Annotated in this window: 21 protein-coding genes and 2 pseudogenes; 3 read left to right on the plus strand and 20 right to left on the minus strand. The window is 60.8% G+C overall.

Annotation, left to right across the window (positions count from 1 at the left end; translation table 11 throughout):
* Nucleotides 1-20: 20 nt before the first annotated feature.
* Nucleotides 21-1458 (plus strand): annotated as a pseudogene (locus tag DJ564_RS20805) (curlin).
* A 267-nt stretch (nt 1459-1725) separates the two neighbouring features.
* On the opposite strand, the pseudogene DJ564_RS20810 reads toward DJ564_RS20805, so the two are convergent.
* A pseudogene (locus DJ564_RS20810) lies at nt 1726-2084 on the minus strand (DUF6124 family protein).
* 641 nt (nt 2085-2725) lie between these two features.
* Between DJ564_RS20810 and DJ564_RS32075 the strand changes: the two are divergent.
* Entirely contained in the window at nt 2726-3088 is a 363-nt protein-coding gene (locus tag DJ564_RS32075; protein WP_162556226.1) for a hypothetical protein, read from the plus strand.
* A 7-nt stretch (nt 3089-3095) separates the two neighbouring features.
* Nucleotides 3096-4019, plus strand: a complete 924-nt coding sequence (locus DJ564_RS20820; protein WP_109632927.1) for a hypothetical protein — start codon at nt 3096-3098, stop codon at nt 4017-4019.
* 982 nt (nt 4020-5001) lie between these two features.
* Here DJ564_RS20820 and DJ564_RS32885 read toward each other — a convergent pair.
* The 19 genes from DJ564_RS32885 to DJ564_RS20915 form a co-directional block, all read right to left on the minus strand.
* Complete coding sequence (locus tag DJ564_RS32885) at nt 5002-5082, minus strand: hypothetical protein (RefSeq protein ID WP_371922085.1); 81 nt, start codon at nt 5080-5082, stop codon at nt 5002-5004.
* 1325 nt (nt 5083-6407) lie between these two features.
* Nucleotides 6408-7280, minus strand: coding sequence for a CsgG/HfaB family protein (locus DJ564_RS20830; protein WP_109632929.1), 873 nt, complete (start codon nt 7278-7280; stop codon nt 6408-6410).
* Between the two features lie 32 nt (nt 7281-7312).
* On the minus strand, nt 7313-7732 hold the full coding sequence (locus DJ564_RS20835) for a curli assembly protein CsgF (RefSeq protein WP_109632931.1): 420 nt from the start codon (nt 7730-7732) through the stop codon (nt 7313-7315).
* A complete protein-coding gene (gene csgE, locus DJ564_RS20840; RefSeq protein WP_109632933.1) occupies nt 7729-8121 on the minus strand; it encodes a curli production assembly/transport protein CsgE in 393 nt (130 codons plus the stop codon). Before csgE ends, DJ564_RS20835 begins: the two co-directional genes overlap by 4 nt.
* Entirely contained in the window at nt 8118-8657 is a 540-nt protein-coding gene (locus tag DJ564_RS20845) for a type II secretion system protein (protein ID WP_109632934.1), read from the minus strand. Before DJ564_RS20845 ends, csgE begins: the two co-directional genes overlap by 4 nt.
* Nucleotides 8632-9006, minus strand: coding sequence for a type II secretion system protein (locus DJ564_RS20850; protein WP_042932745.1), 375 nt, complete (start codon nt 9004-9006; stop codon nt 8632-8634). Before DJ564_RS20850 ends, DJ564_RS20845 begins: the two co-directional genes overlap by 26 nt.
* A gap of 3 nt (nt 9007-9009) precedes the next feature.
* Nucleotides 9010-9483: a type II secretion system protein gene (locus tag DJ564_RS20855; protein ID WP_109632936.1), complete on the minus strand. Its 474-nt coding sequence runs from the start codon at nt 9481-9483 to the stop codon at nt 9010-9012.
* A 2-nt stretch (nt 9484-9485) separates the two neighbouring features.
* Nucleotides 9486-11321, minus strand: coding sequence for a secretin N-terminal domain-containing protein (locus DJ564_RS20860; RefSeq protein ID WP_109632938.1), 1836 nt, complete (start codon nt 11319-11321; stop codon nt 9486-9488).
* Nucleotides 11318-11836: a hypothetical protein gene (locus tag DJ564_RS20865; protein WP_109632940.1), complete on the minus strand. Its 519-nt coding sequence runs from the start codon at nt 11834-11836 to the stop codon at nt 11318-11320. Before DJ564_RS20865 ends, DJ564_RS20860 begins: the two co-directional genes overlap by 4 nt.
* Nucleotides 11836-12384 (minus strand): GspMb/PilO family protein, encoded by a 549-nt coding sequence (locus DJ564_RS20870; protein ID WP_109632942.1) that lies wholly within the window; start codon nt 12382-12384, stop codon nt 11836-11838. Before DJ564_RS20870 ends, DJ564_RS20865 begins: the two co-directional genes overlap by 1 nt.
* The gene (locus tag DJ564_RS20875; protein WP_162556228.1) at nt 12371-12916 is read right to left on the minus strand and encodes a PilN domain-containing protein; all 546 of its coding nucleotides are present in this window, start codon (nt 12914-12916) and stop codon (nt 12371-12373) included. The genes DJ564_RS20870 and DJ564_RS20875 overlap by 14 nt, the downstream gene beginning before the upstream one ends.
* 1 nt (nt 12917) lies before the next feature.
* Nucleotides 12918-13721, minus strand: a complete 804-nt coding sequence (locus DJ564_RS20880) for a hypothetical protein (protein ID WP_109632943.1) — start codon at nt 13719-13721, stop codon at nt 12918-12920.
* Nucleotides 13702-15408, minus strand: a complete 1707-nt coding sequence (locus DJ564_RS20885) for a GspE/PulE family protein (RefSeq protein WP_109632945.1) — start codon at nt 15406-15408, stop codon at nt 13702-13704. The genes DJ564_RS20880 and DJ564_RS20885 overlap by 20 nt, the downstream gene beginning before the upstream one ends.
* 84 nt (nt 15409-15492) lie before the next feature.
* Nucleotides 15493-16026: a response regulator gene (locus DJ564_RS20890; protein WP_109632947.1), complete on the minus strand. Its 534-nt coding sequence runs from the start codon at nt 16024-16026 to the stop codon at nt 15493-15495.
* Nucleotides 16027-16245: 219 nt separating this feature from the next.
* Nucleotides 16246-17199 carry a peptidylprolyl isomerase gene (locus tag DJ564_RS20895; RefSeq protein WP_109636149.1) on the minus strand — a complete coding sequence of 318 codons (954 nt, stop codon included), beginning with the start codon at nt 17197-17199 and terminating at the stop codon, nt 16246-16248.
* A 14-nt stretch (nt 17200-17213) separates the two neighbouring features.
* Nucleotides 17214-18764, minus strand: coding sequence for an ABC transporter substrate-binding protein (locus DJ564_RS20900; protein ID WP_109632949.1), 1551 nt, complete (start codon nt 18762-18764; stop codon nt 17214-17216).
* Nucleotides 18765-18773: 9 nt separating this feature from the next.
* A complete protein-coding gene (locus DJ564_RS20905; protein WP_109632951.1) occupies nt 18774-19394 on the minus strand; it encodes an SCO family protein in 621 nt (206 codons plus the stop codon).
* Entirely contained in the window at nt 19391-20047 is a 657-nt protein-coding gene (locus tag DJ564_RS20910) for an SCO family protein (protein WP_109632953.1), read from the minus strand. The genes DJ564_RS20905 and DJ564_RS20910 overlap by 4 nt, the downstream gene beginning before the upstream one ends.
* 13 nt (nt 20048-20060) lie before the next feature.
* Entirely contained in the window at nt 20061-22013 is a 1953-nt protein-coding gene (locus DJ564_RS20915) for a cytochrome D1 domain-containing protein (RefSeq protein ID WP_109632954.1), read from the minus strand.
* Between the last annotated feature and the right edge of the window lie 61 nt (nt 22014-22074).

Genomic DNA, 22074 nt, shown 5'->3' on the forward strand with positions numbered 1-22074 from the left:
CACCCCTTGGAGGTTTCATCATGTTCAAACTGAGCGCCCCTCACCGCCGCCATCCTGGTCATGGTCAGTGCCGCGCGATGGCCGACGACAGCGTTTCCACCCGGGCCCGGTCGGCACCGCCAGCATTGCCGAAGTGAAACAGACCGCGGCCCCTTTCAGTACCGCAGCCCAACAGCAACTGGGTGAGGGTAACGATGCCATGGCGGTACAAGACACCGCCACCGGCACCATCACCCGATCAGGTCGGCGACTTCAACGCCGGTTACGGTGAGCAACTGTTCGAGAACGGCAGCACCATCGTCCAGCAACAGGTCGGCAGCCTCAACACCAGCCATGCCAGCCAGTCGATCGGCATGGGCGAAAACCAGCACTGCAACAACAGACGGGCAGCGGCAACTTCTCGTTCCTTTATCAGGACAGCCAAGAAGCCACCAAAGGCCAGACCTTCCAGTTCGGTGACGCCAACGAGGCCAATATCGAGCAGATCCAACTGGCATCGCCAACAACGCGACGATCATCCAGTACGGCACCGCCAACTACGGCACCGCCGAACAGATCGCGCACATGGGCGGCGAGATCGGCATCAACCAGGCCGGCGAAGGCAACTATGCCTATGGCGACCAGCGCGACGGCAACGGCGGCGTCATCACCATCAACCAGTTCGGTGATTTCAACGGCAGTGAGGTCTGGCAAGGCGCACAAACCGCGAGCGAGGCCACCGTCAACCAGTACGGGCAAACCAACGAAGCTGTGGTCGACCAGAGCTTCGGCCAAAACAACAACGCCCGTGTCCTGCAAGTCGGCGACGTCAACGCCATCTATGCTGACCAGTTCGACTCGTCGGCTCGGTGCTCGCGCTGTACCAGCAAGGCACCGGCAACGTGCACTCACCTATCAGAGCGGCGACAGCCATGTGCTGACCGCCACCTCCGTGGGCACCGAAAACAAGGTCTACGCCAGCAACTGGAAAGGCCCGCAACTGGGCGGCAATTCTGGCAGCAACCAGCGTGCGACCGTCACCCGTGGCAACGGCAACATCGCCAGCTTTAACCGAGGATGGCGTCGGCCACATCATGACCACCAACCAGACCGGTAGCGGCAACAAAACCACGGTCAGCCGGGCTGAAAACTACAACGAGCTGTACTTCGACCAGAACGGCAGCGACAACATCCTGATCGCCGACCAGCGCGGCACCACCAACCGCCCAAGGCACCACCAACGGCACCGGCAACACCACCGAGTTCGACCAGTCCGGCACCGGCAACCGGGCATTCACCACACAACTGTATGGCAGCGACAACATGATCACCGTCAAACAGGCTGACAGCATGAACGTCGCGTACGTGACCCGTGGCGGTACCGGGAACACTGCCAGTGTTGATCAGAGTGGCATGACCCAGATGGCGACGGTTCAACAGATGGGTGCTGACAACCGGGCGACCGTGCTGCAGCAATAATCGCAAGGCATAAAACCGCGGCCTTGGGGAGGGTCGCGGTTTTTCGGTGAGTCTGTGGCGAACTGGATGCCTGACAAGCCGCTTTCGAACGATTACGCGGCCCGCCTGACGAACTCAAACTGTGGCGAGGGAGCTTGCTCCCGCTGGCTGCAGCAGACCAAACCCGGCAAACGCATCTCCATTGACACACCGCATTCACCGGTTTTACGACGGCTTCGCCGCCGAGCGGAGCAAGCTCCCCGCCACAGAAACTCTCTCACCACAGACTCAGCGTTTACCCCTGGGAACGACGTTATCCAGCGCCCGATTCACCGCCAGCTCGCCCAGCATGATGATTTGCTGAAGGGCCAGCATCGTGTTGCGGTGCGGGCCTTCGAGAAACCCGGAAGTCGCTGGCTATGACACTGGCTGAAGCCGGATTCGCAGGCATTGGCCAACAGGGTTTCGGTATCGATATCCAGGGCGATGAGGTAAATGGTGCTGGGCTTGCGTGCTGGGATCGCGCTTTTCAGCGGATTGAGATAGTGATCCAGCGCACGATCGGCAGCTTCGCTGAGTTTTTTGGGATCGAGGGGATCGTGGGGAAACGTCGTCGGAGTGCGGGGATTGGGTGTGGCTTTGAACATGGTGGATCTCCTTTGAAAATTGGCGCCACCAAACCCGTCGCTAAACAAATAAGGGTGGCGACTGTATGCAGGTTAGCGAACCGGTCAAGGCACCCGGTAGACCCGAAGGTCTCCCGCACACAGTCACCATGACGAAATTGCAGACGTAAAAGCCTGCTAGAAAGTCTGGAGCATTGATGCACTTTGAATGGTCCGAGTCGCTAAACCCGACCGCTGATTGGCAGCGATGCGGGAAACGATAAAGACCGTGCACAAAGCGCACAAGCCGGCGGATTCTGGCGCAGTCGTGAGGCAACGGCGCAAGGAGCTGTAGCTTTCAGGAAGTAACGCTAAACACAATTAAACACACCCCTCAAATCAGCACACATTCCCTGTAGAGTGAGCCTGCTCGCGATGGCATTGGATCAGCCGACATCAATGTTGAATGACACACCCCCATCGCGAGCAGGCTCGCTCTACAGCGAATTGATGGACGACAGGAAGAAAATGCTCGGCTGTCTACGCCATCGCAGGGCAGATAAACCACCCTCCCCAAACACCGCGAAAAATTCGGACTTCCCCACAAGCCAAACCGAATCCGCCGGCATCCACCCACAAGCCCCATCGCCAAAGTGCCCCATTTCCAGGACCGTGCACAACGCGTGACAAAACTCATCCCCAACACCAACTCGGCGGCGAGCGCGGCGGTACTCGATAGCCATCAAGCTGCCGACGCTCTTCGCCAAGCCCTCAACTACCCGTACGACGTGCAAGGCTTCGACGACCTGCTGAATGCCGTTGGCGCCAACCGCTCCAACTACATGCAAGCCGCCCACCAGCAGAAACTGATCAACGCCGTGAGCAGCGGCAATTGGGCAGTCGTCACGCCTCGCGTCAATCCGGATAACGGGGCGGCTCATGGAATGGGTTCAAGACCCAACCTGAACCACCCCGGCGCAACATCTGGTCGAAGATCACGCCTTCACGCAGCCCAAACCGGCGGAGTCGGGGTTTCACATTATTGAGAAGCCCATGAGTCTTGAATCACTGGAACGCTCGCTGTACGAGAACTCGCCCAGCGATGCATTACGTCGCGAATTCCGTTCGCTCAACCGCCATCTGGGTGAGCACGTGAAGCCGGGGCAAATTGTGATCTTCAGTGACTCACGGCATTACATGTGTCGGCGTGAAGAGGCGCAGATGATGATCGCGGCACAGAAGGTCAACGACGCGCTGAAGGATCTGAGTGATGAAGAGGCTTCGTTCTTGGTTGAGCACCATGAGGTCATAGAACCGTTTCTAGGTATCACTTCCGGTGGACTAGGCGTGGCATCGTTTATGATCAGTCGTCACTTGGAAGACCTCGGAGACACTCTCAAAGAATTGGAACGCCTACATCAAGAGCAGTACCAACAACATCGTCATCTTCATTCACCAGAATTTTTTGCTCGTCGCAAACGCCTGATGGCGAAACTGGACGCCGGATTCGGGCCTTTGGTGCGCGGGACTCGGACTCGCCGATCATCCCAAGCTCAAAAAAAGCGTTGGGGCTTTCGTCTCGTAAAACTATTCATCATTGGAACAAAGCAGGTTCTCCAACTCAGTTACCGGGATACGCAACGAACATCTCAGCAGTTTCTCAAGCCGTTAAATATAAGGAAGACAGGTGGTTACGTGGCGATTGCTCTGGGAGCAGGTTCAGCGGCAATGAAAATTAGCGAGGCTTGCCGCAGTGGGCGTGAAGAGGAGTGTCGTCAGGTGAAGTTTGTGGAGGGCCTCGAAATTGTCTGGCAATGTTTTGGGAGGCATAGCGGCTGGCCGACTGACCCCTCTGGTTGCCCCTGCAACCTGTGCTGCGATCGGCGCTGGAACGGCGGGTTAGGTGGACTCGTTTGTATGTTGATGGTGAGTGGGGCCGTGATCGCCGGTACCGCAGACGGGGGCTGTTCTCGGTGAAGTTGCCGGCGAAATGCTTTATCAGGTTACCGCTCCATGAGTCAGCATGACTGGGCATTTTGGCGTCTTGTTTACTTTGGGCGACAGTGATGTTGGTGAACACAGCGGTATCGGTATACGCAGCCTACGTCAAAGCAGAAGAATGCGGGCGCACTTTGTGAAATCGAATCTGGTCAAGCAATACCGATTTGAACCGTTCGATAGCTTCTTGAGCCGGCTAGAAGTATGGGAATGGTCTATTCCCTATTGGTATTCAAATATCAGCGCCGTTTAGATCCCGTCGCAATTGAAGAAGTGAGCACGTTTCCTGCACACCTGCGTCCTTGGATTGTAATTCCCGCCACATCAATTTGTTCTGCGTTGCCGGATGTTTGCAATGTTGGTTGGGCCAAATACACGGGCCCGGTTTAGGGAGTCAAGGGAGCGGACGGACGCCTGTGTTTAAAGAACTATGCGATCCGAAACTGCGAGCCGAACTCAGGCTTGAAAAATACAAAGACATCGCCTGTAAGTCGAAGTGAAGCAGTCCAAGTACAAATAAATCTGTCACATATTCTTGATCGCCAATCAGCGCGGCACCACCAGCCGCCCGTGGCACCACCAACGGCACCGGCAACACGGCCAGTGTTGATCAGGCGGCATGACCCAAATGGCGACGGTTCAGCAGTTGGGCAGTGACAACCGGGCGACTGTGTTGCAGCAGTAATCGCACGGCATAAAAAACCGCGGCCCTTGGGGAGGGTCGCGGTTTTCGGTGAGTCTGTGGCGAACTGGATGCCTGACAAGCCGCTTTCGAACGATTACGCGGCCCGCCTGACGAACTCAACTGTGGGCGAGGGAGCTTGCTCCGCTGGGCTGCAGCAGACCCAAACCGGCAAACGCATCTCCATTGACACACCGCATTCACCGGTTTTACGACGGCTTCGCCGCCGAGCGGGAGCAGCTCCTCGCCACAGAAACCCTCCCGCTCCAGACTCAGCGTTTACGCCTGCGGAACGACGTTATCCAGCGCCCGATTCACCGCCAGCTCGCCCAGCATGATGATTTGCTGAAGGGCCAGCATCGTGTTGCGTTGCGGGCCTTCGAGAAACGCGGCGAAGTCGCTGAGCTGACACTGGCTGAAGCCGTGATCTGCAGGCGTTGACCAACAGGGTTTCGTGTCGACATCCGGGGCGATGAGGTAAATGGTGCTGGGCTTGCGTGAGCGGGATCGCGCTTTTCAGCGGATTGAGATAGTGATCCAGCGCACGGTCGGCGGCTTCGTTGAGTTTTGGGATCAAGGGGATCGTGGGGAAACGTCGTCGGATTGCGGGGTTGGGTGTGGTTTTGAACATGGTGGATCTCCATTTATACCTGTTGGAACCACCAGCACCTGTCGCTAAACAAGTAAGGGGTGGCAGCTGTACGCAGGTTAGCGAACCGAGAGGTATAAGACCCGGCAGACCCGAGGGTCTCCGCGCACAGCCACCATATCGAAACTGCAGACATGCGCCTGCAATAAAGACGGAGGTTGTTGCGCTTATACCGATCAGGTCGCTAAACCCGATCGCTGATTGGCAGCGATGCGGAAACGATAAAGATCGAGGCACAAAGCGCACAAGCCGGCGGGATTCTGGCGCAGTCGTAGGCAACGGCGCAAGGATCTGTAGCTTTCAGGAAGTAACGCTAAACACTTTTAAACATAGCCCTCCAAATCAACACACATTCCCCTGTGGGAGCGAGCCTGCTCGCGATGGCATTAGTCAGCCAACATCAAATTGAATGACACCCCCATCGCGAGCAGGCTCGCTCCCACAGTGGATGGGTGTATGACTTGAGGATAATGGTCGGCTATCAGGCCGCCATCGCTGGCAAGCCAGCTCCCACAGGGTTCGGTGTACACCTGCAAGAGGTGGTCTAGTCAGGCCATCGCTGCAGGCCAGCTCCCACAGGGGTCGGGGTGCATCAGCAAGAGATTGGTCGGCTGTCAGGCCGTCTTCGCGGGCAAGCCTCGCTCCTACAAAACGGATTGGCGTACACCGTTTGCTTCTCACCACTCATCAGGCCGAGCGTTGCTCGCCTGCAGCTTTGATCTTGCTCTGCCCGCCCCGTCGGGAGGCTGAGTGGAGGTGTTCATCCGGAGTGGCGCGCAGCGCCGTTCGACGCAGTCGAACACGCTGCATGGGTCGTCGCGAAGCAGACCGGAGGGCAGTGTCCCCGGATGGATACCGAGCGAAGGAACGCCGAAGCCTAAGCGAGGGGCCGGACGTTGGGGCGAAGCCTTTTGGTTCCTTTTTGGCGTTTGAAAAAGGGACTCGCCGTAAGGGCGAAACCATAAGTAGCCGTTACCGCAGCAATGGATATGTACTCAGTCAACAAGAACCAGGTCGGCCCGAAGGCCGCCTAGGCTCACTCTTCCTCACCCTCACCCTCAGGCACAACCTTGGCCTGAGTCAGATAACGATCCAGCGTCGCATTGTTATCAGGCGAAGAATTATCCCCCGCCACCTGCCACAAACGCCGCTCAATCCCCTGGGCCAAAAGATGCCCGACGGCCGCCTCGATCGCCGACAACACACACAACTGCGCCGGCTCGTTCGTGGTGTACCCGACCTCAGCCTCAAGCAACTTCTTGAACTCGATAAACTTGAACACCCCGGCACTGCGACCCACCGAGTAAATCGTCTTGCTGGTCATCACATTCGCCAGCACCTGCCCACTGCGCACATCCACCGCCCGCAGGTTGACCGTGACCTGATCTATCCGATACTCCCGGGAAATATCGATCCCCAGGTAGCGCGCCCCTTCCCCGCCACTGCGCACATTGGTGTCGTAGGCGATGATCCCGCCTTCGAGCATCATGTTCGCCGCCTGCAGCGGAGGCAGTTCACCCTGGATGTTCACCGGCGTATTGGGCTTCTTCTGCGAGGCGCGGATGATCTTGCGCTCGGTCAGCAGGTTCTGCAGCCCCTCACGTTCCAGCACCACAAACCAGCCACTGGCCTGCAACGCATCCATCAACATGCTCGCCGCGCCCTGGGTCACGCTGGTCGAAAACGAACTGGCCGGGGTCGGTTTGTACTGCCCGGTCTGGTCCCGGAAGCCGTACACCACCGCCATCAACCGGCCCTTGGGTCGTGGCATGTTGATCAAGTCGTAATAGGTCGACGCCCGGGGTGTCAGGGTCGGTGATTCGGTGTCCTGCTCGGCACCCACGTTCTCGCGCAAACTGCACCCTTGCAATGCCGCCAACATCAGCCCCAGCGCTATTATTTTTTTCATGTCCGTCTCTCCCCATCCGACCCGAATCCCCGTCAAGGGGCGAGGCCATTCACCTGGATTTCCGAAATTTCACCGGTCGCTCGGTCGGTCACCTCAATGGTCAGTGCACCGGAGTCGTCGACGACGTTGACGATAAAAGCGTCGGTGGACAGGCTCCCGGTATTGCCCGTGGAGATGTTGTCCAGCAACTGCCCCAGCAGCCGCGATTGCAACTGGCTGGTGAAGCGTTCGAGGGCCGAAGTCCCGGCCACCGACGTGCGGTTTTTCAGGTCTGGATCGTCGTAATCGTTTTGCGCCTGAGCGTTGTTCAGCAACCAGGTGCCGTTCAACGGGTTACCGCCGAACGAGGGGTTGATGGGCGTGTAAACCAGCTCCGTGGCGTGCACCAGGCTGCAACTGCCCAGCCCGATCAACCAGAGCCCGAGGTTCCGTGAGACAGTTTTCGTTTTCATAATTCGTCCCTCTCAAGGTCCGTAGTGTCTTGCAACAAGGCTTCCAGCTTGCGCTGGACAATCTGTCCGCGAACCCAGTCGGCGGCTTCATAGGCCTCGTCCTTGAGTTCCACGGTGTTCGGCGGCAGGAAGCGCCGATAAACCAGTCGCTGCTGATATTCCACGGTCACCAGGCTGCCCCAGCGTGCCGAAGGTCGTTCGCGCACCACCAGGTTGAAATCCATCGGGCTGGTGGCACGCAGGCGTTCACTGAACGAGTAGTAAAAGTCGTGGCCGATGTGCGAGATCGTGTCATCGACGATAAACCCCTTCATTTCGTCCTCCTCGCTGGCGCTGGCGAACATCGCCACACCGGCAAGGATCAGGGCCGACAGCCACTGGCGGTTCATGGCGTCACCGCCTGCGGCGATCCGGCCTGGTTTTTCACCGGGCCCGAGGCGCCATCGAGGAAGGCTTTCTCGGCCACGAACTGCCAGTCCTTGTAGCTCGCCATGCCGGTGAAGTCCGACCACTGGCTGGGAAAATCCGACTGCTTGAGCGGCAGGTCGGTGGAAGGACTGCTGAGGCCGGTGATGCGCCCGTCGAAGCCGCGCATCAAGGTCCATTCACCGCCGCCAATCGGGTCCGGGTACAGCTGGCGAATGTGATGTTTGGGCGTTGGAAAACGCTCGTCCTGCAACAGGTCCTCAAGCTCTTTGGGGTACTGCGCCAGACCCGGCGAACTGCGGTAATAACTGCGCAATGCCTGGGCATATTGAGTGCCGACCCACAGCAACTGACGTTCGCGATCACGGCGCGAGGCGGTGGACCACAACTCGCCGGCACTGGCCAGGCCCATGCCCATCACCATGATCAGAAACAGCACGCCCAGGTAAGTGAACCCGGCCTCGTCGGCGGGCTTACCACTCGGAATAAAGGCTGCCATCACGCGCCCTCCCTGTGGCACCGCTTTTGATATCGGCCACCCCGCCCGGTACGCCGTCAGGCGGCGCGACCAGCACCCAGAGGTCCTTGCGTTCGGAAATCGGGTCCATCGGCGGGTTGCGCAAGTAACGCTGCTCCACCAGCTGTTCCAGGGAATCGGGATAGCGCCCGGTGTCGCCGTAGTAGTGATCCAGGGCTTCGCGCATGGCCGACAGGCTCTGGCGCAGCGTGGTTTCTTTCGAGGCCTCAAGGCTGTTGAAATAGCGTGGCAAGGCGATGGTCATCAGGGTTGCGATGATTGCCATGACCACCATCAGTTCCAGCAGGGTAAAACCCTTTTCCCGACGCATGATTCACCACTCCTTGTACGCGATGCCGTTGAGCCCCTTGCCGCGTGCATGGGAGTAAACGTCGAAGACGTCTTCCCCCTCCCGCGGGTTCTGAGCCGTGCTGTCGTAAGAGCGCAAGCCCCAGCCACCGTCGTCGTCACGCTTGACCGGCGTCAGCGGGTCATGGGGCACGCGCCGCAGGAAGTAGAACTTGGCCCCCTTGGCGCTGCGCACATCACGCACCCCTTCCACCAGCACTTGCAGGCTCGGTGGATAGCCGCTGCTGTTCAGCGACTTCTCGATGTAACCGGCGTCGAAGGCGCGTTTGTAGGCGTCTATGGCGTCGCGGATCTGGTACAGCGCCGTGCGTAACTCCTGCTCTTTGCCCCGGCGCACCACGGTCTCGGTCAGTGGCGCGGCCATGCCGGCCAGCAGGCCGATCAGGGCCAGCGTCACCACGACTTCGATCAAGGTAAAACCACGTTGCGAGGCGTTCATGATCAAGGCTTCTCGACGACGACAGTGGTGGTATTGGACGCAACCGGCCGGTCGATGTGTTCGTTCTGAATCGGCGCCGGCATCCGACGGTCAGGCGCCTGGATGTGCATGCTGGTTTCGGTGCCGGTGGGGAACTCCATGTCCGACGGGCTCTGGTACGGCAGGTTGCGCACGATGCGCGGAGTGATGGAGAGCACCAGTTCCGACTTGCCGACGGTGTCCTTGTTGCTGCCGAACAACCGGCCAAGACCTGGGATGTCGCCAAGGCCCGGAATCTTGTTGCCCGTGGCGCCATGGTCATCGCGCATCAGGCCGGCCAGCACCTGGGTTTCGCCGTCATGCAGGCGCAGGGTGGTCTGGGCGTTGCGGGTGTCGACCTGCACCGGAATCGTGCCCTGGCGGGTCGGCTCCAGCGGCGTGGCGTTACTGACTTCCAGGGCAATCTTGATCGCCACTTCATTGTTCAGGTGCACGGTCGGCTGCACTTCGAGCTTCAGACCGACGTCCAGGTAGGTGACGCTTTCGGTGATGACCGGGCCTTGGGTCGACGGCACCGAAGTGGCGCTGATGATCGGCACGCGCTGACCGATGTGGATGCGCGCCTGTTCACGGTTGCTGACGCGGATCACCGGGCTGGCCAGGGTGTTGATGTCGTTGTCCTGGGCGTTGATCTTGGCCTGCGGCGACGGCGAAATGCTGATCCGGCTGGAGTTGATGCCTTTGAGTTGATCGAGCAGGGTCACCGCCGAGCCATCGCTGTTGACCACGCCGAAGGTGTTCGGCCATTGCAGGCCAAGGTCGAGGATGCGTTGGGTGGCGACTTCCATCACTTCCACTTCCAGCACCACTTCCGGGTTGGACTGGTCTTGCGATTGCAGGAGTTTCTCGGCCATGCGCACAGCATCTTCGCTGTCGCGCATGGTCAGGGTATTGAGGCGTTCATCGACGAACACGTCACGGGTCTTGAGCATGGTCTTGATCATGTTCAGCGCGGTGTTGGCATCGATGCTGGTCAGGTAGAAGGTGCGCATCACCAGCTCTTGATAATCCTTGAGTTTCTGCGGCGAGTCCGGGTAGATCAGCAAGGTGTTTTCGTTCACCACTTTCTGGTGCAGCTGGTTCTGTTGCAGCAGCAGTTCCACGGCGTCTTCGATGCGCACGTCACGCACGAAGATGGTGGCTTTCATGTCGGGGCGCAGGTCTTTGTCGAAGATGAAGTTCAAACCGGCGACCTGGGACAGCACCTCGAAGATGGTTTTCAGGTTGGCGTCGCGAAATTCCAGGGTCACCGGCCGGTCGAGACGGGTGCGCAATTGTGGGTAAGGAATGACGTTGCGGCTTTGCACCAGACGGATATTGCTTTGCAGCTCCAGGGCGCCTTCATTTTTGGGGTCCAGTTCGAGGATCTGTTTGACCTGGCGATCGGCGCCATAGATGTCGCCGCGACGCAGGTCGCCCCGGGCCAGTTCGAGTTTGTCATCGAGGCTGCGCATGTGTTCGAGTTGGCGCAGGGAATCCTGGGCACGGCGGTTGTTCGGTTCGAGGGTCAACACCCGGCTATACGCCATGCGTGCCGACGCGAAATCACGCTGGGCGCGATCCATGTCGCCCTGGGCCAACAACGCCGTCACCGCACGAGCGCGGCCGCTGGTCAGGGCGATGTGCAACTCAGTGTCGCGAGGGTTTTCCTTGAGCCCTTCCTCGATACGGGCCAAGCCGGCTTCGTACTGCCCCGCCGCCATCAGGTCGGTGCCCTCTTGCTTGGCGACCTGCGCCGAACTGCACGCCGCCAGCCCTACGCATACACAAAGGTTCAACAGCAAACGGGAACTGTTCATTGCGTGCTCCCCACAGACAAGGTCTGGGACAAATGCAGAGGCAGGTAGACAAAGCTGAGTTCCACATCGGAAATCCCCTCGATCCGCCAGGTGTCGTCGATCACATCCCCTTTGCGTACGACGTATATTTTTTCGCCGTTCTGCAAAAACACTTGCAGGTCGGAACGGTCATGGAGCTTGCCGACGAACTGGAAAGGCATCGGCGGTACGCTGGGGACTGGCACCACCGGGGTCTGGTTGACGGGTTGTTCGGTGACGCTGGCCAGCGTCGGGGCAGCCTTCCAGCTGCGGGCGGCGAACAGGTCGCCAGACGGGCTCAGGTCCTTGATCACCGCTGGTTTGCCGCTGACTGAAGCAGCCGGCAGCGTGCCGCGGGTTTTGCTTTTGGTAGGTGTCGTCGCGGTCGCAACCGACGCCTCGCCTTCGTCCGACGGCATGAAGTAATCAGGCCCCCAGGTCAGCGCCGCGGCCACACCGAAGAACGCCACCCAACCCACTACGCGTTTGGTATTCATCATGACCTCGACAGGTAAAGGGTCATGCGGATCCGCCCGGTCAGGTCGGTGTCGGCGATCTTTTTACGCTGGAACTCCACGTCCTCCACCACCACGGCCGGCAACTGGCCAAGCAACGCGTGCAGGAAGCGCCGCAGTTGCGGGTAGCTGCCACGCACCGGCAACAGAATCTGATAACGCGCCAGATGGGTCTTGGGGTCGATGCCCAGTGAATATTCGCCGCGGGCCAGGGTGATGTGCTCCTGAGCCGCCAGCGCGTAAATCTTGTCGATGGCCACGGTGGCTTGGGGCTGCGACGGCAACTTGCTGCGGAAGTCGTCGAGCTGACGTTGCGGGATCACCGGGGCGGCGACACTGCCGTCCTCGACCTTGGCCAGGTACTCGCCGGCTTCGCGGGTCTGCTGGCTGAGGGTTTGCAGCGAGTTCCAGTCCGGCATCAAGCCACCCAGGGCCCAGACCAGCGCCAGCAGCAACATCGCCAGCCCTGCCAGCCCCGGCACGCCCAGGCCTTGCAGGTATTCGTGGACGATCAATCTAGAGATTCGCATCGCCGATCTCCCAGCTAGCCGACAGGTTGAATTGCACCGGTTGTTCCGGCGATTTCACGACGATTTCGTGGCTGAGCAGCGACACATCGGAGAGCTCGTCGCTGGCTTCGAGGCGGCGGTGGAAGTCGAGCATCGCTTCCAGGTCCCGTGCCTCGGCGCTGATGCGCACCTGGCCTTTGCGGGCATCCGGGGTCAGGGTCAGCAAGGCGACGTTGTCGCGCGGCATGGCTTCGAGCATGGCGAACAAGCGTTCCCAGGGCCGGCGCAGTTGCTGCGAGACCTTGCGCATTTCCGCCAGGTTCTGCGCCTGCTCGCGGGTTTCGGCCGGGCTCAGGGTGACTTTGCTGCCGGTGTCGCCGGTGAGTTCGCGCTGAGCGTTTTGCAGATGGCCTTGCTGTTGCGAGGCCTGTTCGGCGACGTGCTGCTGGGCGACAAAACAGGTCACCACCAGCACCACGCCGCCCGCCAACAGGCTCCAACCCAATGGGCCGGAGCGGCGGCGTGGCTGGAAGTCGAGCGTCAGGGCGCGCATGTCAGGCCACCGCCCGGGACATCACGTACAAACAATCGCGTACGCCAGTCCGGTCCTCTTCGAGGGTGCGCAACTGCACACCGGGTAAGTCGGGTTGCACATCGATGCGAGCTGGTGCGTGCAGGTAAACGTTCAGCGGCCGGTCGCTGGTGGAAGCCTGCAACTGGTTTTCCCGGCCGATCAGCGCGGTCAGTGCGGCATCGCTGTCGCTGCTGCCTACCGAACGCACCGAGGTCCAGCGCCCTTCCCTCGCCAGCAGCAAGACACTGCGCACAGGCTCGGCGACCACGAACAGGAAGTCGCCGCCATCAAGACTTTTATCGAAGTGATTGAACGCCGCCATCAGGTACGGCTGCACCGAACGCAGGCGCAGGCCACGACCGCTGACCAGGCTGCGCAGACGCGCCAGCAAGTCTTGCGGCAGCGCAGTGGCGATCCGGTCGTAACCTGCAGGTTCGGCCGACAGCACCATGTTCCAGGGTTGGGTCGGTACGCCGTAGAGGTCTTCGAAACACAGTTGGGCATACCCGAGCAATTCGTCAGGGCTGGTGATTTGTTCGCTCCAGGGCACCAGGCAGAAGCGGCTGAAGTGACCGGAAACCACCACGCTCAATTCCGCACCGGCGGGGGCGTGTTCGCCCAGCAAACGGTCGAGGGTTTCAAGGGCGACGGCCCAGGCGTGGAAGCCTTCGTCGATAAAGCCGACGCTGCCCAGCCACAGGGTGTCGCCACCCTTGCGCTGGCCCAGGCCGACACCACTGGCGCCGAGCACGGCGATATAACGATCACGAGACAAAAGTGACACGATTGATCTCCTCGAGCGTGGTCCGCCCCTCAGCAACCAGTTCCAGGGCTGACTCGCGCAACAAGCGCAAGCCACGTTTGCAAGCGTGTGCCTTGATCTTCGAAACCGGTTGGCGCTCGACGATCATTTGCCGCAGTTCGTCGTCCAGGTGCAGCAGCTCGGCAATCGCGGTCCGCCCGCGATAACCGGTGCCGCGGCAATGGCCGCAGCCTTTGCCATGGACGAAGTGGTAGTGATCGACCTTTTGCGGATCGAGCCCGGAGAGGCGCAGTTCTTCATCGGTCGGGTTGCTCGGCGCGCTGCAACTGGCGCACACCAGGCGGATCAGCCGCTGGGCGAGCACGGCGTTGAGGGCGGATACGAGGCTGTAGGGGTCGATTTCCATCTGGGTGAATCGGCCGATCACGTCAAACACGTTGTTGGCGTGAATGGTGGTAAACACCAGGTGCCCGGTGAGGGCCGATTGCACGGCGATCTGGGCGGTGTCGGGGTCGCGGATTTCACCGACCATGATTTTGTCCGGATCATGGCGCAGGATCGAGCGCAGGCCACGGGCAAAGGTCAGGCCTTTCTTTTCATTGACCGGGATCTGCAGCACGCCCGGCAGTTGGTATTCCACCGGGTCTTCAATGGTGATGATCTTGTCCACGCCGTGGTTGATCTCGGTGATCATCGCGTAGAGGGTGGTGGTCTTGCCGCTGCCGGTCGGGCCGGTCACCAGCACCATGCCGTAAGGTTCGGCGGCCAGCCGGCGCAACTGGCGCAGGGTGTCTTCTTCAAAGCCCAGGGCCTGCAATTGCACGCCGCTGACCTTGTCCGCCAGGTCTTGTTTATCAAGCACCCGCAGCACCGCGTCTTCGCCAAAAATGCTCGGCATGATCGACACCCGGAAGTCGATCTGCCGGCCGCTGATGCCGATCTTGAAGCGACCGTCCTGGGGCACGCGTTTTTCGCCGATGTCCAGTTCGGCCATGACTTTGACCCGGGAGATCACCTGCTCGGCGAACTCGCTGCCCTGGATTTTGCTGATGTTGTTCAGCACGCCGTCGATCCGGTACTTGATCACCAGGCCGCTGCCGGTGGTGCCCAGGTGGATGTCGCTGGCGTGCATTTTCAGCGCATCGTAGAGGGTCGAGTTGACCAGTTTGACGACGACGCTGGCGTCTTCGCTGATGCTGGTCAGGGACAGGCTTTGCAGGGTGTCGATTTCGACATTGGCGTCGGCCTGGGCGTTGAGCGATTCCACCGCATGGAAGCTCTCTTCGTGACGCGCCAGATAAGCTTTCAGGTCGTCGGCATGCACCAGGTACAGCGGCGCGCCGTGCAGGCAGTCATCGATCCAGGCCAGGCGCGAGGTGTCGAACGGGTCGGCAAACACGCCGATGACCGCATCGTCGTGACGCAGCAGGATGAATTCGCGCTTGAGGCATTGGGCCAGGGTGACCCGGTCGAACACCGGGGTGGCTTGAAACAGGGTGTCGGTGTCGAGCACCGGATAATGCAAGGTAGCGCCGAGGCTCTGGATGAAGGGCATGGGGGCCAGTTCGCACAACACCCCGAGGGCCTCCAGAACCCGCTCGCCGGAACTGGTTGCCCGGGCCCGGGCCTGGGCCAGTTGTTCACTGGAAAAGCGAGACGGTACACCTTCCAACTGCGCCGGTTCTACGGCAAGGGATAGACGGTCCATGGCATGCTCTCCAACGCCGGGGGCTTTGAGCCCTGTCGACGCGGCGAGCAATTACGGCATGTACCGGAACGGCTTGTCGCGCCACTACTCCCCGGTGAGCAATTGTTCGTCGTCTGGTGCCTTGGAGGTCGATGAACTTCGTCGACGATCTGCCAGCACCCAACTACCGTCGTACAGCTGCAGCGGGAAGCTTTCGGTCCTGCTCTGGCGTCGTTCGACGAATCCTTCGGATGGGCTCGCGCCTGTTCGGTTTTCCCGCTCCATCCCTAAAAGGTCACAGACTGCACGGGCCAATTCCGCCAACGGAAACGGTTTGAACAGGATATGGCTGACTCCCAGTTGCCGGGCCCGCTCACAGACTTCAGCGGTTGGGTGCCCGGTAATCAGCACAAAATGGCACTTCCTGTTCTGGCGGACGGCATCGAGCACCTGAAAGCCTTCCATATCGGGCAAGCGGTAATCGAACACCATCACATCGGGTGCAAAACTCTTGGCTACGCCAATCGCTGCTTCACCGTTGTGAGCTATCCGGACTTCCAGCGCTTGCGCCTGCAGGTAACCCTGGAGGTTTTCCGCCAGCAGCTGTTCGTCTTCAACAACCAGTACTTTGTTTAACAAGGTGGACTCCTTGAAACCGCAGGTCCGATATTCGTGCCTGGGAGTACGCGCCTTAATTAGGCTAACGCACACTTCATGCCAGACTGAGCGCCGGTTTTCGACCGCTTCATCTCTATGATTTTCATGAAAAAATCTTTTCGTTCAGGAACCCCGTCCCCCAAAGGCGGGGAAGCGCTCGGAATTGCCCCTGAAGCTTTCCCCACATTTGGGGGGGACGCTTCAATCATCGTCAATCCGTTCGATACGATTGCTTGATCGCAGCTGCGCCAGAACCTGAAGACGCGCCTGATCCTTTTGCTGTCGGGCAAGGTAAGCCCGAACCATTTCAAGCCCCTGAGATTCTGAGACATCGGCGGCCTCCTGGTGGTTCTGCACGTCAATCAAATGCCAGCCCAGCGGCGTGCGCACCGGTGCGCTGACCGCCCCCGGTGCCAAGGCAAACGCCGCCGCTTCGAACTCCGGCATCATGCGCCCACGAGGAAAATAGCCCAGATCCCCGCCTTCGGTAGCGGAAGCATCTTCGGAGCCGGCCCGGGCCACGCTGGCAAAGTCCTCGCCCTGGCTGATTTTCACCCGCATCTCTTCTAAGCGTAGCCGGGCTGCTTCAACTGTAGCGGCCTCGGCGCCCTGCGGCACTTTGACCAGGATGTGCCGCGCCTGGATTTGCTCCGGTGTGCTCATTTCGGCGCGATGTTCCTCGTAGAACGCACGGACCTGTTTTTCGTCCGGCTCAGCCGCCTGGACCAGCTCGGCAAACACCTTTTGTGCCGCGAGCTCACGGCGCGTGTACTCGATATAAGTGGCTTCGTCGAAACCGGCGTCTTCGAGCCGGCGGGCGAACACCTCGGCACCACCGATCGCTTGCCGCGTCTGCTCGACCTGGCTTTGCACCACTTCATCGCTGATCACCACCCCGCGCTTGCGCGACTCCTGCCACAACAACTCCTTGTCGATCAGGGCATCCAGCGCTTTCTGGCGCAATTGTTTGTAGGCCTTGGGGTTGCGAATGCTGCCCACGGCGCGACCCTGGTCCTCCAGGAATTCGGCGAAATAACGCTCCAGGCGGAACTCCGAAATTTCCTCGCCGTTGACGCGCGCGGCGGCCGGGCCATTGCTGGCGAGCGCCATGGGGCCCCACAGCGTCAGCAGGATCAGCAGCGTCTTGAACTTCATCATGAGGCCTCCCGTCAGGGTGTCGCTGCAATGGGTTTGTACGGTGCGACCAGATAAAAGCGCTGGTCCTGCAAATCTACGGTGACAATGTGGGCACCGCTCAAGCCCAGGCGGCGGCCGGGACCGAAGCTGAGCAGCGGGGTCAGTCCGGTGTCGAAATCGTGCAGGCCTTCCAGGGCGCTGATGAACTTGTCGCGGCTGGCGTCGCGCCCAGCCTGCTTCATGCCTTCGCTCAACAGCAGCATCGAACTGTAGGCGCCGACTTGCAGCACCGCGTGCTCACCGCCCAGTCCCTGGTTCTGACGCAATTGGGTCAAGGCCAGGCGTCCGGCCTGCGTCCAGTCACTGGGCACAAACGGATACGCCAGAAACACCCGTCGGGAAAAATCACTGGGCACTTGAAACAGGTCTCCGGCCACCTGATTCGACGCGGCGAACAGGTAAGGCACCTGCCCCGCCGTTTGCAAACGCTCGGCGAGGCGACTGAAACCGCCGCCGCTGCCCAGGTAAAACACCGATCGCGAGCCCAGCGGTAATTCGTCCTGCGCCGAGGTGTAGGTCTGCAGCCGCACTTGCTGCCAGGCTTGTTCCTGCAGGTGCTGGCCGAGGGTCTGCGCCGCCAGCCGCTGGCTCGGCTCATCCGGGTAGACAATCAGCGTCGGCCCCTGGAGCAAGCGCAAATGGGCAGCGCCGTAATCGGCCAGGGCGATCAGTTGCTCGCGAAGCCCGGACAGCGGCTCGAATATCTGCCTACTGGCCGGGGCCATGCCCTGCAGCGAGAGCGGCCCGATCAGCGGAACGCCGGCGCGTTCCAGCCGCGTGACCAGCTCAGTATCGAGCGCGGGTGCCAGCGGCGCGATCAGGGCGAACACCTGCTCCTGTTCGATCAAGCGGTCCAGCGCCTGTTCGGCACTGGCGCGATCCGGGCCCGGATCGAGAATGGTCAGGCGTAGTTGCCGGCCATGAATCCCGCCCGCCTGGTTGATCCGCGCCACGCTGCCCTTGAGCACCGCTGCCACGGTGGCGCCCTCCGCGCTCAACGGTCCCTGCCTCGGCAACAAGGTGCCCAGGTGCAGGCTGTCGGCGGTCAACCCCGGATCGCGGTCTTCGGCCACGCGCTTGAGGTAGGCCGTGAGGTTGCGCTGATCATTCATCGGCATCACGAACCGTGGCATCGCCGGGTCCAGCCGATTGTTCGCCGAATCACGCCCTTCCTGGATCGCGCGGGCCAGCGCGCCCTCGGTGTAGGCCGGGTAATTGCGGCCGTTGACCTGTTGCTGACCGTAACTGCTGGAGAGGCGCGACCAACTGATGTCTGGCGGCCGTACCCCGCCCTCGGGTCGTCCCTGAGCATCGGCGCCATGGCAATTGGCGCAGGGCAGACTGGTGGCCGGCAGCAGCATGCCGGCCGCGCCCACCCGGGCCATGATCGGTTCACCGCTTGCGGACACGCCCTCGCGATACAGCCGTTTACCGGCGCTTTCGCTGGGGCTCAGCGGCAACGCATTAGCGGTGAAGCTGATGCCGCCAATCAGTAGCAGGCCGAGGACGAGGGCAATTTTCATGGCGCGTGCTCAACGACCGGCCACGGGCATTGTCAGCAACTGCAAGCGCTGGGCAATGGCGGCGGCCGGTGCGTCGGGACGGATCTTGCTCCAGCGCTTGTTGGCCACGTCACCGACAATCAGCTGCGTCGAGTGCTGCTCGGGGGTCGGCACAATCTGGCCGATGCGCCCCAGCACAAGGTCCATTTGCGCCTTGTCGCCGGTGAGAAAAAGCCAGTGAGGACCATCGACGCCCTGCTTCAAGGTGTAAGCCTTGAGCACCGCCGGCGTATCGCGCAGCGGATCACTGGTAAGGGAAATAAAGGTGATGCCATCGGCCTTGTCGCCCAGCACCTCACGGACTTCCTTGAGCTTTTGGGTGATCAGCGGGCAGGCATCGTTGCAACTGGTGAAAATCACGTTCAGCAGCACCACGCGGTTTTGCAGCGCATCACTGTAGAAGCGCAGCGTGTTGCCGTTCTGGTCCAGCAACGGCGTGTCGGTGAACCAGGTTTTCGCATCCCGGGTGCCGCTGGCCGGTTGCTCGGCGGCGACCGCCGGCGAGGGCTCGTGATGCTCCTCGTGGGAAAACGCCATAAAACTGATCACGCAAAAACTCATCGTCAGGAAGATCAAAACGAGGGCTTTCATGGCTGATGCTCCATCGCAATGGCAGTGTGTTTGGCGTGGACGTTACGCTGGCCGCTGAGTTTCTCGACTTCACGTATGAGCACCGCCGGGTCGGTAAAACCGTAATAGCGCGTCCAGTGGCGGCTGTTGCCGTCACCGACGAGGATCAGCGGCTGATGACTTTTGAAGTCACCGCTGAAAGAGCCGAGGCCCTTGAGGGTTTCGTTGATCGACTGCGAGCTGCCGGTCAGCCAGCTCCAGCCCGGCCCCTTCTGGAAGCTGCGGGCGTAATCGTTGAGGCGCTTGGCGTCATCGCGCTGGGGGTCAATGCTGATCGACACCAGTTGCACTTCTTCACCGACCCGGGCGCCGAGTTGCTTCTGCACCTTGCCCATGATCGAGGACACCACCGGGCACACCGTGGTGCAACTGGTGTAGATGAAGCTCATGACCACGATCTTGTTGGTCACCAGATCCTTTTCCAGACGCACCGGTTTGCCGTTCTGGTCCACCAGCGCGACGTCGGCGAATTTGACCTGGGCGCTTTCCGAACTGGCGCTTTTGGCCGGCATGTCGTGCCCGGCGTGTTCATCCGCCGAGTGCGCCAGGGCCTGGCCGATGCCGACAGCCAACAGGCAGAGCGTCAGCAGTCCACGGTGTGCGAATCGATTCATGTCGGTTTCCTCTTCAGTGGGCATCGCCGGGCAACACCCGAACGCTGGCAAAGGTCTTGTCATCGAAACTCGCGCCAAGGGACGCCGCGCGAACGTGCAGGTACCAGGCGCCGTTCTGGTCGAGGGTCACCGGGGCTTCGTAGATGCCGTTGCCCACTTCAAGGGCAGCGACGTATTGGGCCCGGGAAGTCGGGGCGCGGAAGTAGCGCACCTGAACGTCCTTGACCCCGCTGCGCTGTGCCTTCTGCTGGCCCTGAACGATGCGAAACCGCACGGTGTAAGGGCTGCCGAGGGCCGCGGTGGACTTGTCGAGCATGAACTCGACTTTTGGCACGCCAGGAAGTTTTGCGAGGTTCTTGTCCGGTTCAACCAGCGCCGTGAAGCAATGGATGATGTTCGGTTGGTTGAGCAGGAACGCCACGTCGAAACGCCCGGCGACTGGCAGCTTGATCCGCGAACTGTAGAGCCCGGGCTCGATCTCGCGCAGGCTGCGGTCGATGACCATGGCCGCCCGCGCCACCTGCCCGCGATTGGGGTAACCGGACATCGGTGCGTTCATGCCTTCGGCGTAGAAGTAGGTGGTGTTGTCCACCGGGTTGACCACGAACACCGCGTTGTCGTCCCGCGACACCGCCAGGCTCGAGGCCAGCGGCAAATCACCGGCCAGCCGTGGTGCCTGAGGCCCGGCTTCGAAGCCCTGGCTGATCGGCGTACGGCCTGCGCCCAACGACGAGAGGTTGATCATCGTGACCTTGGCCGAAGCCAGACCGCGGATGTAGGCATAGGCCTTGGTGAACACCACTTGGTAGGGTTCAGCGGACACGTCCAGTTCATGGATCAACGAATCGGTGGCCGCGTCGATCACCGCAGCCTGGTTTTCCAGGGTGTTGAGGGCGATGCCGAAACGTCCGTCGGCGCTGAACCCCATCGGGCCCAGGCCCTGTTTCATCTTGATCACTCGCCGCACGGCGAGACTGCTGGTGTCGACCACGGTCACGGTGCCGTCCTTGCCGTCGGCGACATACACCGCCTGGGACAGCGGCGAGTACGCCACCGACAGCGGGTGCGAACCGGTCTTGAGTTGCTTGCTGATGGTCAGGCTGGCGATGTCGATGATGCTCAGCGTGCCGTCGTCGCGATTGCTGACGAAGGCGTAACGGCTGTCTTTGCTGAAGGCGATTTCGTGGTGCCCAGGGCCGGTGGCCAAGTGTTTGAGAGGCTTGAGGCTGCGGGTGTCGATCACCGTGACGCCGGACTGTTCCGGCGTTTTCGCATTGTTGCCGACCCACAGCAGGCGTTCATCCGGTTGCAAGGCTACGCGCACCGGGTTGCTGCCAGCGGCGACCGAGTCGACCAGTTTGAATTGCTCGCTGTCGATCACCGCCACTGCATCGGCGGTCGGCATGGAGACGAACACCCGTTTGTTGTCCTTGGGCGTGGTCCAGTCCATCGGCGGTTGCTTGATGTCGATCCGCGCCATGGTGCTGGTGATGCCGCCCACCGACACCGACGGATCGATCACCGAGACGCTGGCGTCGCGGTTCATCACCAACAGGAAGTAGCTGTTCAGATCGAGCATCGGCCGTGCGCCGATGCTGGATTTCAGGAAGACGCCGACCCGGGATTTGCAACTTTGCTCGCGGCCCTGGGCCTTGTCGGCGGCGACGGTTTCCGGATCGAGCCAGGCACCGGGATTGATGCCCGATAATGGCTGGCCCGAGGCACTGTCGCTGACGCGGAACTGCACGTCGGCAAACTCGCCTTCACGCAACACGCCATCCTCGGCCAACGCCTTGACCTCAAGCGCCACCGAAATCCCGTCACGGGAGAGGTCCTGACTGCTCCAGGTGTCGGGCAGTGCGACCTGACTCAGCAGGTTGGGCGGCGCGGTGCGCCAGACGCCGACACTGATCAGCGCGACCCCGACAGCCAGCACGCAAACGGCGAATCCGATAGTCCTGTTCATTACACTCTCCCCTTACAGATCTGTGCCTGCCTTCGAACACTGCCCCTGTGGCGAGGGAGCT

The organism is Pseudomonas sp. 31-12 (genome assembly GCF_003151075.1).
In the GTDB taxonomy this organism is placed as follows: Bacteria; Pseudomonadota; Gammaproteobacteria; order Pseudomonadales; family Pseudomonadaceae; genus Aquipseudomonas.